The organism is Gilliamella sp. Nev6-6 (genome assembly GCF_001690605.1).
In the GTDB taxonomy this organism is placed as follows: Bacteria; Pseudomonadota; Gammaproteobacteria; order Enterobacterales; family Orbaceae; genus Gilliamella; species Gilliamella apicola_C.
Window position 1 is genome coordinate 1 of record NZ_LZHP01000005.1, and the last position, 15,241, is coordinate 15,241.

Annotated in this window: 14 protein-coding genes and 1 pseudogene; 1 reads left to right on the forward strand and 14 read right to left on the reverse strand. The window is 36.1% G+C overall.

Annotated elements, in window-relative coordinates:
• Window positions 1–284: 284 nt before the first annotated feature.
• The 7 genes and pseudogenes from A9G42_RS00550 to A9G42_RS00575 all read right to left on the reverse strand — a co-directional run bounded on the left by A9G42_RS00550 (window position 285) and on the right by A9G42_RS00575 (window position 6,951).
• On the reverse strand, window positions 285–2,300 hold the full coding sequence (locus tag A9G42_RS00550) for a hypothetical protein (RefSeq protein WP_143426062.1): 2,016 nt from the start codon (window positions 2,298–2,300) through the stop codon (window positions 285–287).
• Between the two features lie 663 nt (window positions 2,301–2,963).
• Window positions 2,964–3,572, reverse strand: a complete 609-nt coding sequence (locus tag A9G42_RS00555) for a tail fiber assembly protein (protein ID WP_065652335.1) — start codon at window positions 3,570–3,572, stop codon at window positions 2,964–2,966.
• 18 nt (window positions 3,573–3,590) lie between these two features.
• Entirely contained in the window at window positions 3,591–4,064 is a 474-nt protein-coding gene (locus A9G42_RS14560) for a phage tail protein (protein WP_065652355.1), read from the reverse strand.
• 561 nt (window positions 4,065–4,625) lie between these two features.
• Window positions 4,626–4,904 (reverse strand): annotated as a pseudogene (locus A9G42_RS14565) (phage tail protein); the annotation flags it as partial.
• Window positions 4,897–5,487, reverse strand: a complete 591-nt coding sequence (locus tag A9G42_RS00565) for a YmfQ family protein (RefSeq protein WP_065652336.1) — start codon at window positions 5,485–5,487, stop codon at window positions 4,897–4,899. The gene A9G42_RS00565 and the pseudogene A9G42_RS14565, both read right to left, overlap by 8 nt.
• On the reverse strand, window positions 5,478–6,545 hold the full coding sequence (locus tag A9G42_RS00570) for a baseplate J/gp47 family protein (RefSeq protein ID WP_065652337.1): 1,068 nt from the start codon (window positions 6,543–6,545) through the stop codon (window positions 5,478–5,480). The genes A9G42_RS00565 and A9G42_RS00570 overlap by 10 nt, the downstream gene beginning before the upstream one ends.
• Complete coding sequence (locus A9G42_RS00575) at window positions 6,538–6,951, reverse strand: phage GP46 family protein (protein WP_065652338.1); 414 nt, start codon at window positions 6,949–6,951, stop codon at window positions 6,538–6,540. The genes A9G42_RS00570 and A9G42_RS00575 overlap by 8 nt, the downstream gene beginning before the upstream one ends.
• A 183-nt stretch (window positions 6,952–7,134) precedes the next feature.
• Between A9G42_RS00575 and A9G42_RS00580 the strand changes: the two genes are divergently transcribed.
• On the forward strand, window positions 7,135–7,455 hold the full coding sequence (locus tag A9G42_RS00580; protein ID WP_065652339.1) for a hypothetical protein: 321 nt from the start codon (window positions 7,135–7,137) through the stop codon (window positions 7,453–7,455).
• A gap of 18 nt (window positions 7,456–7,473) precedes the next feature.
• On the opposite strand, the gene A9G42_RS00585 is transcribed toward A9G42_RS00580, so the two are convergent.
• The 7 genes from A9G42_RS00585 to A9G42_RS00615 all read right to left on the reverse strand — a co-directional run bounded on the left by A9G42_RS00585 (window position 7,474) and on the right by A9G42_RS00615 (window position 15,239).
• On the reverse strand, window positions 7,474–8,037 hold the full coding sequence (locus A9G42_RS00585) for a phage baseplate assembly protein V (RefSeq protein ID WP_065568044.1): 564 nt from the start codon (window positions 8,035–8,037) through the stop codon (window positions 7,474–7,476).
• A 20-nt stretch (window positions 8,038–8,057) separates the two neighbouring features.
• On the reverse strand, window positions 8,058–9,098 hold the full coding sequence (locus A9G42_RS00590) for a phage baseplate assembly protein (protein WP_065588267.1): 1,041 nt from the start codon (window positions 9,096–9,098) through the stop codon (window positions 8,058–8,060).
• Entirely contained in the window at window positions 9,095–10,474 is a 1,380-nt protein-coding gene (locus tag A9G42_RS00595; protein WP_065652340.1) for a DNA circularization protein, read from the reverse strand. Before A9G42_RS00595 ends, A9G42_RS00590 begins: the two co-directional genes overlap by 4 nt.
• Window positions 10,474–12,921 carry a phage tail tape measure protein gene (locus A9G42_RS00600; RefSeq protein WP_065652341.1) on the reverse strand — a complete coding sequence of 816 codons (2,448 nt, stop codon included), beginning with the start codon at window positions 12,919–12,921 and terminating at the stop codon, window positions 10,474–10,476. The genes A9G42_RS00595 and A9G42_RS00600 overlap by 1 nt, the downstream gene beginning before the upstream one ends.
• A 130-nt stretch (window positions 12,922–13,051) precedes the next feature.
• Entirely contained in the window at window positions 13,052–13,378 is a 327-nt protein-coding gene (locus tag A9G42_RS00605) for a phage tail assembly protein (RefSeq protein ID WP_065652342.1), read from the reverse strand.
• Complete coding sequence (locus A9G42_RS00610) at window positions 13,378–13,740, reverse strand: phage tail tube protein (protein WP_065568049.1); 363 nt, start codon at window positions 13,738–13,740, stop codon at window positions 13,378–13,380. Before A9G42_RS00610 ends, A9G42_RS00605 begins: the two co-directional genes overlap by 1 nt.
• Window positions 13,740–15,239, reverse strand: a complete 1,500-nt coding sequence (locus tag A9G42_RS00615) for a phage tail sheath subtilisin-like domain-containing protein (protein ID WP_065652343.1) — start codon at window positions 15,237–15,239, stop codon at window positions 13,740–13,742. Before A9G42_RS00615 ends, A9G42_RS00610 begins: the two co-directional genes overlap by 1 nt.
• Between the last annotated feature and the right edge of the window lie 2 nt (window positions 15,240–15,241).

The window sequence follows — 15,241 nt, forward strand, 5'->3', positions numbered from 1 at the left end:
GCAAATTAGAATGAAAAACTGACATTTTTAAAATTCTTTTCAAGTTATTTAAATAAGTTTTAACACAATTAATTTTTATTTATTATTAAGATAGAATATAAATCTGGATATTTGTTATAAAACAAGCGACATAAACACAACTTATAATGAGACTAATTATTTAAGAAAAATATTAAAGACTTGAAGACCATTTTTATAATTCATCTATCAATAATCAGAGTTAACCTATATAAGTAATGTTTTACTTATATAGGTTAAGATTGATAGGGATGATCAAATAATTTTTATAATGGTGTTACATATACTTTGATATTTCCATCCTTAGTAGCAGACATATAGAAATTACCTGTAAATTCATTATTTTTTCCAAGAATACCTGATTTAAACGGAATGAATATATCGGATTTAAAGCTATAATCTCTACTTACTTCTGCTTTACAAACCTTACTTTCCAAATCAAAATTTGCCTTTCCTGGGCAATAACGACTAGTCATTGCAACGCCAGAAAACTTAACCAAATAAGACTTATCCGCTTGGAAATTATAATTTTTAGGTAATAATTCATTTAATGAATATCGAAAACCTTTTATAATTGAGGTCGTGTTGGTTAATGAATTTTCCATATCAAGAGGCACTACGATCACTTTTATCGTTTCTGTTTGTTTGGCTAGTAGATAGATATTTCCTGTGAAGTGACTATCTCCATGAAGGATACCTGACTTAGAAGGGATAAAAATATCTGTCTTAAAAGCATCTTTCTCAAAAGTATAATTCCTATTTAAATCCGTTTTGCATTTTTTAGAATTTTCATCAAAATTATTCTTTCCTGAGCAAATACGAGAAGCTATGTTACCAATAAATTCGATCATATAAGACTTATTGGCTTCAAAATAATAGTTTTCTGGTAATAATTCATTAAGTGAATATTTGGCACCTTTTGTTACTAAAAACGTGTCTACTATTGCTTTTGTTTCGTTTATATCACTCTCATATAAGGTATAACTTCCTGTACTATTAGTATCAAATAAATGAATATAATAAGACCAAGATAAATCATCGTTACGAATTTTGGATTGCCAAATATTTTCTGCAGGTAATACCTTGCCATCAGAACGAATTACCTTATTCATCTTTTGATTGCCGAAACTTGGATCAGCTATTTTTACATAAACTTGTCCTTCCGTTTTTGGAAAAACGAGTTTTGTTTCTTTACCAACTGTAGTGAGTGTGGCATTAAGTGATTGATCTGATAGATCTGTGTTGAATCCTTCGGATTCATATACACGAATTACATCACCATCTAATGCTAAAAAGTCTGTAATATTATCTCTATCGGGTAAATCTACTTTTACATTATGAATCAAAGTATGCGTATTTACTGTTTTTAATAAAGATGTTACTGAGCCACCTAACGTATCAGCATGGGTAAAAGTCGCATCAAATTCCACAAATTTACCATGCAAGCTAGTCATCATATCCCAACGCCCAACTTTAGATGAGTGCCCAGCAATATCACCAAAATCTAATAATAAACTTTTGTTGACCGCATGATCCCCCATATAGCTACCTAAAATATTGAAGTCAATCAATAAATTTTGTTTATTTTCAACAATTTTAGGTTGTGCAGAATCGATGACAGTTTTATAAGAAGTACCATGACCTTCATTCTTAACGCGTACACCTAATGTAAAAGGAATAGAGGGTTCAATTTCAGGCGTAAAGGGATCATCCCCATAAACTTCGCTTGGTATAAAATAATCTAATGTTAATAACGGCTGAGGTTTAATTACAACATAATCAGGTGGAACTTCTACGCTTACTTCTTGTCCATTCAATGTATAAGTAACTTTAGCTCCAATATAATATAATGTATCATCAGATTGCGCCGCACCATATGCAGGAACAATTAACCAATGAGCTTCAGCTTTAGTCTTTGCTTTTATCTCACCATCACCATTAATACTATTAATGCCAGATAATGAGTTAATGCGATAAAAAAACTTTGCATCGTTATCATTAGCATTTTGAGTTGTCGCTACTTGTTGATTATTTCTATCAGTAAAGAGCAATTCTATACGTATATTTTTTAGTATCGAATCCTCTAGGCCATTATTAATTATCATTCGAGCATCAAATGCTTGTCTCTCAAATGATAATTTTTGTTCTATAACTATTTTTACTTCTGCACATATCGCATCTTGCGCAAATACTAACTTGCTAGAAATAACGCTACAGAAGAAAAAAAGTATCCATATAAAGTACCGATAATATTTTTGTCTGCATTTTAAAAGTATGTTCATTTATAATTGACCTTTTATAATATTTTTATTCTGAATGAATCCATTTATAAGCGAATAAAATAACTTTTCCTATTCTTTATAGATTGCTCTCTAGGAATCGTTTAATAAAGCTCAAGGCTTTATTTTTTATATCTATAAGCAATTAGTGTGGATAATTAAGTAAATTAATAAACTATTACTACTAATTAACTACTGTCTAATTCTGAATCCAAATACATTGCTAGTTCACAATTTGTTATCCCTATTATCAAATGCCAATGTTTTTTTCATTAATATAAAATTAATCATTAAGCATATAGATAATCAAGAAAGATAATCTTATTTTAGTATAAAAAATAACAATTATAATAATTAATAAGAAATGAAATTTGTAATAAGTTCTCTTGTTAGTATTTAGATGAAACATTCTTTATTTGTTTTTAAACAAAAGAATTTATAATTTTTAATGTATTATGTTTTGATATTAAAACTAATTTAGATCTAAAAAACTAAATTCAGCTTACTTCATATCGATTTAGAGGGATTTGCTTATAATAGTGAAATAATGCAACAACGCTAGTAATGTCAGAATTGGCGCAATGTCGTTTGTCAATAGAGGAATTCCAGATAATTGCACTGTTTATACACAAAAAAACAAATACAATTACCCAGAGCGGTTAATTATTACAGTGGCTTTTCTGGCCAATTGGTGTCTGGCGCCGTATCAACATCAATGCGATTGAGTAAAGCTCGGTATTTTTTCCAATCCGCGTATAACGCCTTTTCTTCATCAGTTGCAATATCAGTATCAATTGCATCTTGTAGATAATCAATTTGCGTAGTAGCTTCGCTTAATAGCTGTTTTTTCTGTGCTGTTGCAACATTTACATGGTGCTGATGCTGTTTATTTTCATCTAATATCCATGCTTCACCGTTCCAAGAATCAAACTCAGAATTTGGTTTTAACAGTGTGTAATCTGTAGGAATGTCGCCAATTTCTGTTACTGTTGATTCTACGCCTGTTGTAGTTGAGTAGATTTTTTTACCTCGGTAATCATTAAGGTAAACCCATTTGTTGTCTTGACGAACAATCGCTTTATCTTCTTTCACCGATTTCGGTGCATCAATGCATGAGTTAGCCGGCACACCGACGCCAACTTGTAAATACTGATAACTGGCATTTTTGTACTCGCCAGTTAGCACGTCAAAATTGTAAATAACTGCATAACCTGCTTTCTCTGTTAATCCGTTTTTATCTAAAACAGCAAATTCTGGTTGTAATTGATATTTCATTGTAAATCCTCTTATTTGTTATTCAGCTTTAACTATGTACATAAATGCGATGTTTCTAGGTCTGTTTTCATTAGCAGTCGGTACAACTTGAGATGCATCAAAAAAAACACCTCCAGCACTACTAATATCGATGTGCATAGGAGTATGACCAGCATCTTTTTCAAAATATCTAAACGCTCCATTTGCTATAGGCTCTGATGAAAACGTCTCAGAAATCGGTGATATTTCACCATGAATATTGCGAATGGCATCACCCTGCCAGCTCAAGATTTGCCTACCTGGGTCAACACCACGTGCATTATCCCATCCACGTATAAACTCACCCCGCAAGTCTGGTAGCCGACCCCACGGGAAAACAGATGCTAGCTTTGGAAACTGATTTACATCAAATGACGCGCCATTGCATTCAAACCATCCCGTTGGCGGACGATCTTGTGGCCACGGCAGCGGGATACCGACAGGCAAAAAGCTATTAACGTTTGCTGTTGTAATTGCTTCGTACCAGTTTTTTTTGCCTTCTTTAGTATCGCAACGATAGTAAACTCTCGGTATTTTACTTTTAACTACTGATAATTGTTCAATTTTCCAATTCGGGTTGTTGCTTGGGTACGCTAATAGTGTCGCAGAGCTATCCCCCTCAGAAAATAGCAAATCAGGAAAATCTGATGTTCTGCATTGATAAAAACCGCCAGATAAATGTTCGTCAAAATTATTAGCAATAGCACCGACTGACGAACCGAGACCAAAATCACCAGTTTTTAACACTGATTTATTTTTAATTGTCACATCATCAACGTTTTGAAAACACCATTGTTTTTTATCTGTTATATACGCTAATTTTGTTGACCATTTTTTTATTTGCTCGTCGTAAAAAATAAATGACAGACTATTACTCAGTGTACGTAATACAAACTCGTTATTGCTATCTGCATGTTTAAATTTAATACCAGCTGATGTGGCAGCCATTCGTAATTGCCCCGTCATTTCGTCACCAGATTTTTTTACCGCACCCGCCGCTAAATCGTTAACTTTTTTCACAGCTAAGCTCGTCGCAGCTTCTGTTTCTGATGTGCTGTTAGTTGCTGAACTAAGTCGTACTTTACCTTTTCTGACAAATTCTTTAATAGCGCTGGCGAGTTGGTCATGCTTAGATTTATCAAGTTTAATGCCTGCGGATTCAATCGCATTAGCAATTTCTTCTTGAATGGCATCGCAATACAAATAGTCTAGCTGAGTGGCTGGTGTACCCGTTTGTGGGTTACCTCGGGTAAAACCATTTTTTCCTTGCCCGAACTTATCTTTTTGGGCAGTGGCTGTATCAATTCTATGCATTTGTTACTCCGTATTTAAAAATTACATAAGTGTGTGATGGGCATAATTTATCAATTATGCATTCGATTTGTTTATCACCCCACTTTCTCAAAGATGAATCACATTCATCGTTACAAGTCATGTCTGTGATTTGATAATTGTGAGGGATATTTACTATCCAGTAAAAACGCCACTCCTCATCATATAGATAATCGTCACATGTTGATTCACAAGTAAATATATCATTGTTATAGTTTGTAATCGTGGCATCTGTATAACCGTTGGCTTTTAGTACTTGTAGAAAAAAATCTTTACTGATACCACCAACCAAATTTATTTTTGAATCCAAACGGTTGCGCCGTATTGTTAGCGTTTGAAACTCAGATGGATAACAGCTATCCGGTAATCCACATATTTGTTCATATCTATCTATAAGTTCTGTTGTCGTCTTAGGGTTAACCTCTTGCATTAAATCATCTAATCTAGCGTGAGTGTTTGATAATGTTAATGCCAGTGATAGCAGTATTGGCTCTGATTTATTCCACGCAGGGCCATAGGGCAATAAGTGCCCTACCATATTTCGGTATTGTTTGTCTAAATCCATTCAATCCCTCCAAAAGCAGCAACCTGATGTTTTTCTATAAAAATATCTTTGTCGGGATAAACTAATTCATGGGCATATTCGCCAAATGATGCGCTTATCACTTCGCTAATTCGTGACCTAAATAACGTTGTTTGTGGATTGCCTTCTCTTAATAAAAATGACTTCAATTCGGCTTCTATTTGATAGCGAATTTCTGGATTATCAGGGGTGACCATAATTTTAAAATTAATGGGTTTGGGTGCAGAAGAAAAAACGAGCAGCATGGCGCCAGCAACCGGTGCGAGTGGTTCAATATGTTTTTTTATATTTTCAATAGTTGTACTATCTAAAATTGGGTTAACCGGATCGCTATTTGCCACCATTATGCCAACGCTACCCGCCCCCGCCCAATGGCGGTAACACCACGCACGTGTAACATCGTGAACCTCTTTTGCCCACTGGATATAATCTTGGTCAGCCCCACTTTGAGGTGTGTAATACCACCTGTCGATAACTCGTTTTCTAAATGCCTCTAAATCTTCAATATCGGCACCTGATTCTATTGAATTGGCAAAACACGTTGATGATAGACCTGTAACTGGGGTAATCAGTGACATTTTTGTGCCATCATCACAATTGCCTTTTTTGCCTACCTCATCACAAACAACGGGCACTCTTAAAACGTTATTTATAGATGTTATCGTTTCAGTAACTGTATACAGACACTGATCTATCTGGCGCCTGATTTTTTGGCCTTTTGTGATAGTTATTCCATCAGATATTTCATCAAATCGAACATAACCAGCAGCTGGAATTGGCTGTTTTCTATAGCAACGTTTCATATTGCCATGCCGAATTAGCCAATTTTCGTCAGCCTGATCGGGCAAAATATTTTTGGACATATTTTCAATATAGCCTAATAGCATATGTGTAGCCCCTGCGATAACTCGCCCATAGACTTCAGGATCGTTGCGTCGCAATGAAATTAATTCATCATCGACGGCTAAGCGCGCATATAAATCATTGCGTATCGTTGTGATTAAATCGGGTAAGGTTGGTCTTAAAAATCCACTAGACATTAATATCACTCCATAAATTGTCAAACCTAAATTCTTCACTGCTGCCATCTTTTTTGTAAATATTGATAGTAGCAACTAAAACGGTTAAATCGGTTCGCTTTACTGAAACATCAATACGTGACGTCAGCCCGTCATCAATCATCCATTGCACCGCCTCTTTTATATAAATTTTTGCAAAATTGGCGGTTTGATTGGTTAATTTAGATCGAGATAATAAATAAAGCCGTGATCCAATTTTGTCATTTGCTATACTAGGATAAGAATCGCCCCACCAACCAAAGGGGTGTTTTGAATCATCACTGGTATTTTTGCGTCGCCATGTGAATAGCGAAATGATTAAGGCTCGGTACAGTGGTTTTGTATGTGATGACATTGACATCAGTTTGTCATTAATGTTTATAAACATGTTACTAACTCACAGAATAAGGAATAAAAAATGAAAAAATTATCTTTATTAGCTTTGGTTTTATTAGCAAGTTCAGCAAGTACGGAGTAAAAAGAACTGCCATAAACCGCTAAACAGTTTGATAAAGGCATAAAAAAATACTTCAAAACATTTCCACAGTGCGCAGAAATAAAAATAGATGAGTTGCGTTTATTCAATGATGGTGCAAATGGTTATCAAGAATTTCAATTAGGTAATATCACGTTTGCCGTCATGTTAAACATTGACGAAAAAGATAAGCTCACTAATATTCAAATAATATCATCTGGTAATGCTAAAAATGAGCAAGCACGACAAGGTATGTTATGCTCAACTTATGCAGTAATGAGGATGTTACAACCTAAACTAGCATCTAAAAACGACGCATTAAAACAGGCGGGTCACCTGTGGGTGCTAGCAAAAGGTGCCCTGTTTGAAATGGCGTATTATTTTGACAATAATAAAGGCGCAATTTGCCCTATTTGAATTAAACGTTTATACAAACTAACCCATTTTTTGATTTGGGTTGTGTGTTACGGTACTTGTTTCATTATGTGTATGTCCATTATAAATGGTTCTGATGTTTGAAATAGTGCTGGTTTTATCTGCTATTTCTCCAGATGATTTGAATAATGGCGTATTAAATTGTGTTCCTGATGATGCGCTAACAACTAAATTTTTAGTATTTAGTTCAATTGCATCATCAGCGTTAACAATAAATTTTTTAGTTTTTACGTTAATCTCGTTATTACGGTTAAAAATAATAGCGTCACCCTCGTCTGTGTAAATGGCAACCTCGCCTTTTTTGAGCGATGTAATACGATAACGTCGGTCACCTGTGGTTAAAATCACACCATGCGATTTATCACCATCTAAGAATAATGCAACAGCTTCTGCGCCATCTAATGGCCTTGATGTGAACCCATACGGCTCGATATGCTCAATATCACTTTTTTGTTCACCGCCCGACATTTTGATTTGTAACGTTTGGCATTTGCTGTTGCTATCACTAAATGTTATATAGCCACGAGAAACTAGGTTCATTATTTTATTTAAAACTTTACGCATTAGAATACCTCACCATCTGGTTACTTACCTTTTTTCTTCTTGTCAGGCAAATAGGCTTCAACGGGACCTATTTTTAATTCGCATAACGTTCCACGACTGCTTAAGCTATATTTAACTTCAGCAATAACCAGTTTTTCATTATCGTAACCCAGCAGCGGATCATTAACGACAACCATTTGATTAGGTTTCCATAACGTTCCGTCCCCCTGACGCCAACCTTGTACGGTGTAAGTGACTTCTCTGGTTTTGCTTGCTCTCAGCACTTTTTCCATTTCACAGCGTTCTTGGCAAGTACCGTTATTCGAGTCGCCAGACTGCTTTATGATTAATGGACGATAACGAACAATTTCCTCATCTTTAGATGTGGCGCTAACGGATGCTAGCGTTGCTTCACCAAAGTTTTCATCATCACCGACGCTTTGCCCTGAGACAAAATAATCGGAATATCGATCCTCGATACTATTTCCAGTATCCGCCGACAAAATATTAGCTCCTAAAACCAAAGCTGTTTTTGCCTCATCGAAACCGATATCACCAATGACAACTTGCCCTTGCTCGTCATCAAATACAATAATTTGTTGCATACCCATTATTTTACTAATGACATCAAAAACAGTGTCCCCTTGATCCGCTTGAATGCTAATAGCACCAACATCATTACCTTGGTTGATAACGTTTAGCTTAAACGGTTTAACTAAATCTTGAATAACTTGAATAGTTGAACTACCGCTATATTGTTTGGGTACTGCACTACAATCAATACAATCAGCGGTTTTACTTCTGCCAACAATACCCATTGATAGTGATCCCGCATCATATCGAATCGGCAATGCTTCAACGTACCCCGTTAAAACCACGTCATCATCAATATACACTTCAACTAAATCACCATTTTTAACATCAATTTTTGCTTCTGAAGCATCGCCTGATGATGGCCATTGTCGAGTAATAGTGACATTAAAATCACGGGCTAGTCGTTCAATACCCGCCGAAATACTTACATCAGTCCAACCGCCAAAGTATTTGTGATTAATTTTTAACAACACTTTATTATCGCTCATGGTTTGGGTACTCTCAGTTCTTTAACGGGCACAAAACCAGGATGAAGGACGTTGTTGCGAATTGATATATCATCATAACGTGTCGCATTGTTATAGAGATAGTGCGCTAAAACTAAATCGGGCAATACGTCATTAGGCATATAAACAATGGTTTTTTCTATTTTGATTAAACGTGCATTGATATCTTGGTTAACTGCAGCTTTTAATTTTACTAGTGCAATGTACAAACCATCATGCTCGGTTCTTGACAGTTCTTTATCAAACGATTCATTAATAGCATCTTTGATATCCAGCAAATCATCAAATGAAATGGTATTACTTTTTTCAACTGTTGATGATGTTGATATGGTTGAGCTTGTTATGTTAGCCTGTGAATTGTTTATGTTCCCATTTGGCAAAGTATCGCCTCTGCTGAAATAATTCTCTTTTTTCCCTTTTGTTGATTCTAACGCCACAGGCGCAAAAGCTTGTTTTCTTTTATCTTCAACTTGCTTTGGCAATGACGCAATTATTCGTGATGCTTCTGTCAGTGCGGTTACGCGAATCGCGGTATTGATTAGATTTTGATTTTTCTTTCTTTTTTGGGTCGATTTGCTATCTGTTGACCAAATGGCGCTAGGCAAAACGCTTTTTATAAATAATACGCCGTTAAACACCTTTACTTTGGCTACCAAATCATTTACAGAATTGGAAAATGTTGTTGCGCTTTGCCAAACATTTTTGATTGAATTAATAATGGATGAACCCCCAGCACCAAGAATGGGTGATAAATCACCATTTAGGATTTTAATCACATCATTAACATAGGGAGTTATCGCATTATAAGCATCAGCTATGTCATTTAAAATTGACACGGTTTCATCAAGAATATTACTCAAGACAAAATCGGGCGCGTCGATTAAATCAAAATCTTCAAATGCATCTAGTAGTGCTTGATCTACATTATCTGCATTTTCATCAACCACATCATCTGTTGCGATAGATGAATCGGGGAAGATTAATTCCCCCGCTTCAACAAAAGAGAATGAAATAACACTCATTCGACCGTTTTCAACCGAGTTACTAACGGTTGCCGTGCCGGTAATGTTAACATTCAATTCACCAAATATGGGGTGCATGAGTGTGCCTGCACCTTCTTTCTCGATGGCTTCTACCAGTTTTTCAGCTTGTTCTTTGTGGTCGTCACCAATAACAAACGCATCAATTTTATTTTTACGCGCAGAACGACCTAGATCTTCCGTATAAGGAACATCTCGGAACGGATATTCATGGGTTTCATTACGCCGACCAAATTCAGCTGATGTGTCACTCACTTGGAATGGCACTCCTCGAAAACTTGCTGGTAATAAATCATTTAGCCAATTCATGAAGTTCATCAATAGACTCCTAATGCATATGGATTCCAACCCACATCGGCTTTAGTATCAAAACCCGATGCCTGTTTAGTTTGTTTTACGATAGTCCCTTGCGGGGCATTTTCAAACTTCACAACCAATTCACCATTACTATTTCGATTTGCATTATTATTTGAAAAGTTATTAATTGGCATTTGAGGCGTTTGATAATTGGAGCATGTAACCATTGGTTTGGTCATTTCTTTCGGTAAACTCGCTGTATCAGCCGTAACTTTTACTTTCTTTTCATTGTCACCGAAAAGAAAGTCCCAAGCATCTAGTAGCGGTTGGATGCCAGACTTAACGTTATCCCATAGGTTTTTAAAGAAATTCTGAACACTTTCCCATACCGTTGGTATAACTTCACCCGCATTTTTAAAGGGTTCAATGAATATATCAAAAATCAGCATTACATATGGCTCAATAGACGCCCACAATCCGCTAAAAAACTCATTTACCCTCTGCCAGCCATTTATGATGCTTTCACCACCTGCTTTAAATTCTGCTATAAAATAATCAATAATAGGCATAACGTAAGGTTTTATCACCCCCCATAGCCATTGAAAGAACTTAACTATATCATCCCAGTATGTGATGATTAATGTTGCAGCAATAGCTATACCTGTCATGATTAGCCCAATTGGATTCATGGCCATGACCGTGAAAAGCGCAATTGAAGTAACTCGAACAATTTTAAATGCATTGGATAATGCTATCTGTGCGAAAGCAAATAATTTCGTCGCTAAAGTAATGCTTTTTAAAATTCCTGTATAAGCCACCGTCACTATTTTAAGCGCTATTGAGGAATTTCGAACCGTTTTAAATGCATTAGATAATGCTACCTGCGCGAAAGTAAATAATTTTGTCGCTAAAGTAATGCTTTTTAAAACGCCTGTATGAGCCAATGTCACTATTCTAAGTGCTATTGAGGAATTTCGAACCTTTTTAAATGCATTAGATAATGCTATCTTCGAGAAAGTAAATAATTTTGTCGCTAAAGTAATGCTTTTTAAAACACCTGTATGAGCCAATGTCACTATTTTAAGTGCTATTGAGGAATTTCGAACCTTTTTAAATGTATTAGATAATTTTAATTGAATAGCCGCATGAGACTTTGTTACCCATTTATTAGCTTTGAGTACACCGTTGTAAATATCGATCCCGGTTGTTAGCACACCAACAATAGTATTCACACCTGCACATGCAACACGAAGACCAATTAACCCCACAATCGCCATCGCAGCCATTTTCACGAGTTCAGGATTTTCTTGAATAAAATGCCCGAATGAAACGATTAACGGTTGCATTTGGTTTAATAGTTCGATAAATGTTGGTAATAATGCCTCACCAATTGATAAACTGATATTATTAAGACCATTATTAAAAATTTGTAATTTTTGAGCTACGTTATTTAATCTTAATTCATACTGTTCCTGCATCAAACCAGCGTATTGCGATGCATCCTCAACACGCTTAAAATTAGTTTTTAATAGTTCCAGATTATCAACTAATGGTGAAATTGCAGCAATACTTTCTTTACCAAACAAATCTGCTAGTAATGCAGATTGCCTATCTTTTGGTACTTTACCTAGCGATTCAAGTACTGATGTAATCGCTCCTTCGGCATCTTTCTGCATGATGTTAGCTATTTCAGTTGATGTGAAGCCTAACTGTTGTAATGCCTCTTGTTGTTTCTCAGTCGCAGCCTCACCTGATGCCAGCATCGACATAAAGTTTTTTATACCCGTAGCTGCTTGATCGGTATTTGTACCAACGGAAATAATTGTTGAACTTAATGCAACTAACTTGTCAGCACTGCTACCAGAAATATTATCCAGCGAACCAATTTCTGTAACTACATTTGTAACTACATCTGAAATATCTTTAACTTTTGCATTTTGCGGATTGCTCAACAATTTAATTTTATCAGATAATTCAACAACCTCATTTTGAGTTAGCTTTAAAGCTGTTCGCCATGTTGCCATTGTGCTACTCGCTTCTTCCGCAGAGCTATCAAATGCTATACCCATTTTTACAGCATCTTCGGCAAATTGCTTTAAATCTTCTTTTGGGATACCTGCTTGCCCGCCTGCTGCAACAATTGCGCCGATATCTTTAGCTGCCATTGGTAACGTTAGTGACATTTCACGAATATCTTGCCCCATTTGTTTGAATTGCTCAGGCGTATCAAAGTCAACAACCTTTTTGATGTCAGCCATAACTTCTTCATACGCTATTGCATCTTTCACACCTTTAACAAACGGCGCAGAAATATTAAGGCCAGTTACAGCACCTTTTAGATCAAATTTGGCAAACTTTGAGTTTTGCACACTTTTTTGAAATTTTTCAAGTTTGCCTTTTATATTATTTAATTTTGGCGGTAGCTTATCGATATATTCCTTTGCAGCTTTTAAATTAAAGCTAGTCATAATGTTGATTCCTTGCTATTTTCTATGCGGTTTGCTTGTTCACAGAGTTCAAAGACTTCGGATAGTGAACGTTCTTCAATGATGTAGAAAGGAGAAAGTTGCCAGTACTTGGCAACTTCAAAACAAAGGTTTACAAGATATTCAATGGTGATGATTGGGCTTGCTCCGTTTCCAATGGCGTCTCTGCTTCCTTTACTTGATCCTTTGGGCCAAAGAACATCATAATTTCTCCCGTAATCATTAGAAAATCATAGGGTGTAAGTTGTTCCACCGAGCTTGGTGTAACATTACCTAATGCCACGATGTAATCAGCCACTTTTTTAGGATCGCCAATCATTTGGCTATCAAATGGGAATCCCAATTTTTTGATATCTTTGACGGTAGGCTCTTTTAATTCCAGCACATGTAATTCATTGCCATGTGCCATGATCGGCTGTGATAGTTTAATTTCTTTCATTATTGATAAAATCCTTCTTCACCGTGAAATTCGATTTCTGCTGTACCGTCTTCGGCATTGTGATTAACTTCACCTTCTACCCAAGCATTAGATAAAACGTAAACCTTACCGTTGGCAAGTTCTGCGGTAACTGTCATTGAATCGCTAGACATTAACTTGTCGATTGGAAAATCACGCGGTACTTTAAATGTCCCTTTAATGTACGGAGCTCGGAACGTTTCTTTATAGTGAACGCTATTATCTAATCCCAAAATACTTTCTTTTACATTAGTATTCATTGGGACTTCAATACCGCCTGTTAATGATAGTTGGTTGGCATCAACTTTAATATAAGTTGTTCCTGCAATACGTCGTTGTGTCATTAGTTTTTCTCCTCTGGATATTGCAATCTAAACTGTGCTAACACAGCAAAAACGCGTAATTGATTAACGAGATCAGGTGGGAATAACACATCTAATCGATTAGGATCGTTGACATTTCGTTCAACAATTAAGTTCTTTTTGAACACATCAAAGTTTTCAACTAAACCTAATAATTCTAATTGTCGATATGTTGCATTAATTTCCGCTTTAGCGACGGAAGGGGTGATAATTGCCTGCCCTGCACCAAATCGCGTGCCGTCATTTGCTAGTTTATGCCGTGGGTATTTAGATGTGATCACACTGCGTAATTTACGTAATACATACGCTAGCGTATGCAAGGTTTCACTATCTAAATAGCTATTATCAGCAACGCCGTAGCTATTACGTTGATAGGTTGTGATATCACGTTGTATTAATAAATTTCCGCTAGAAACATAAGCTGTAGCAATACCATGGCTTAGCAAAGATTGTTGTTCTGTTAGTGTAAACTGATCACTATCTGGTGCGGGTAACGCGCCGTTTAATAAGCCCGTTTGTGTTGGTCGAGCAGGATCGTTACGAATAAAAATTGCATTCCGCGATGTTCGCATTGCAATTAATTCATCAATACCTGTCTGAATGTTTTTTTCATAGCCTGCAACGGTAATATGTTGGTAATTTAATTTATCACCAAATTCGACAAGCTCGGATAAGTCCCCTTTTTTAGCTGTATATGCATGTCCGTATAATTGACGGGTATAACTCCAGCGCCCTACTGTGTCATCCATTTCTTGGTTGAATGTTGCGAGTGATGCTAAGTCATTAAATGGAAAGGCGATAAAATCAAGGAGTTTGTCACCCATCGCGGCAATAACCGGCGTTAAATCTGGAGTACCTGTTCCGCCATGCATTTGCGTGATTGCAATATTTAATCCGTCAGGTGTTTCTTCTCCGCCGATTGTGCCGTAATAGTTAAAGCATAGCGGGATATCATTGCCATTCAATCCTTTGTTTTTGGCTGTTAACGTGATAGTGCTATTGCTAATAGTTGCTGTAACAGGTAAATTGGAATTGGTATTAATTGCATTATTTAGTGCATTGGCAATATTGTCCGCAGTATCCGAAATCGTTACGCGCGATTGAATTTTGCAGTTACCAATATATAAACTTAATATCCCTGTTTCTTCTGCGGTACCTGATATTTGAATAGTACCTGTTGCGTTTGAGCCAGATGCAGGTTCGTCAACAGCAATCACCCATAACTCACCAAAATTATCGGTGTTTCGATAGGATTCAACCATTCTAGATAATTGGCTACCTTGTCCTGCGAGTTTTTTAGCTTGATCTGCAGACGGCATAATAATGAGCTTATTACGTTCAATACTGCTATCAGCTAATGGATAAGCAATAATTAATGAAGCACCGCTATCTTGAATTGTATTAGCCGCAGACGAATCCACTTCCGCATAAAATAATGGAACTTTTATATTGTTAGGAATATTGTTAAAACTAATTGTCATTT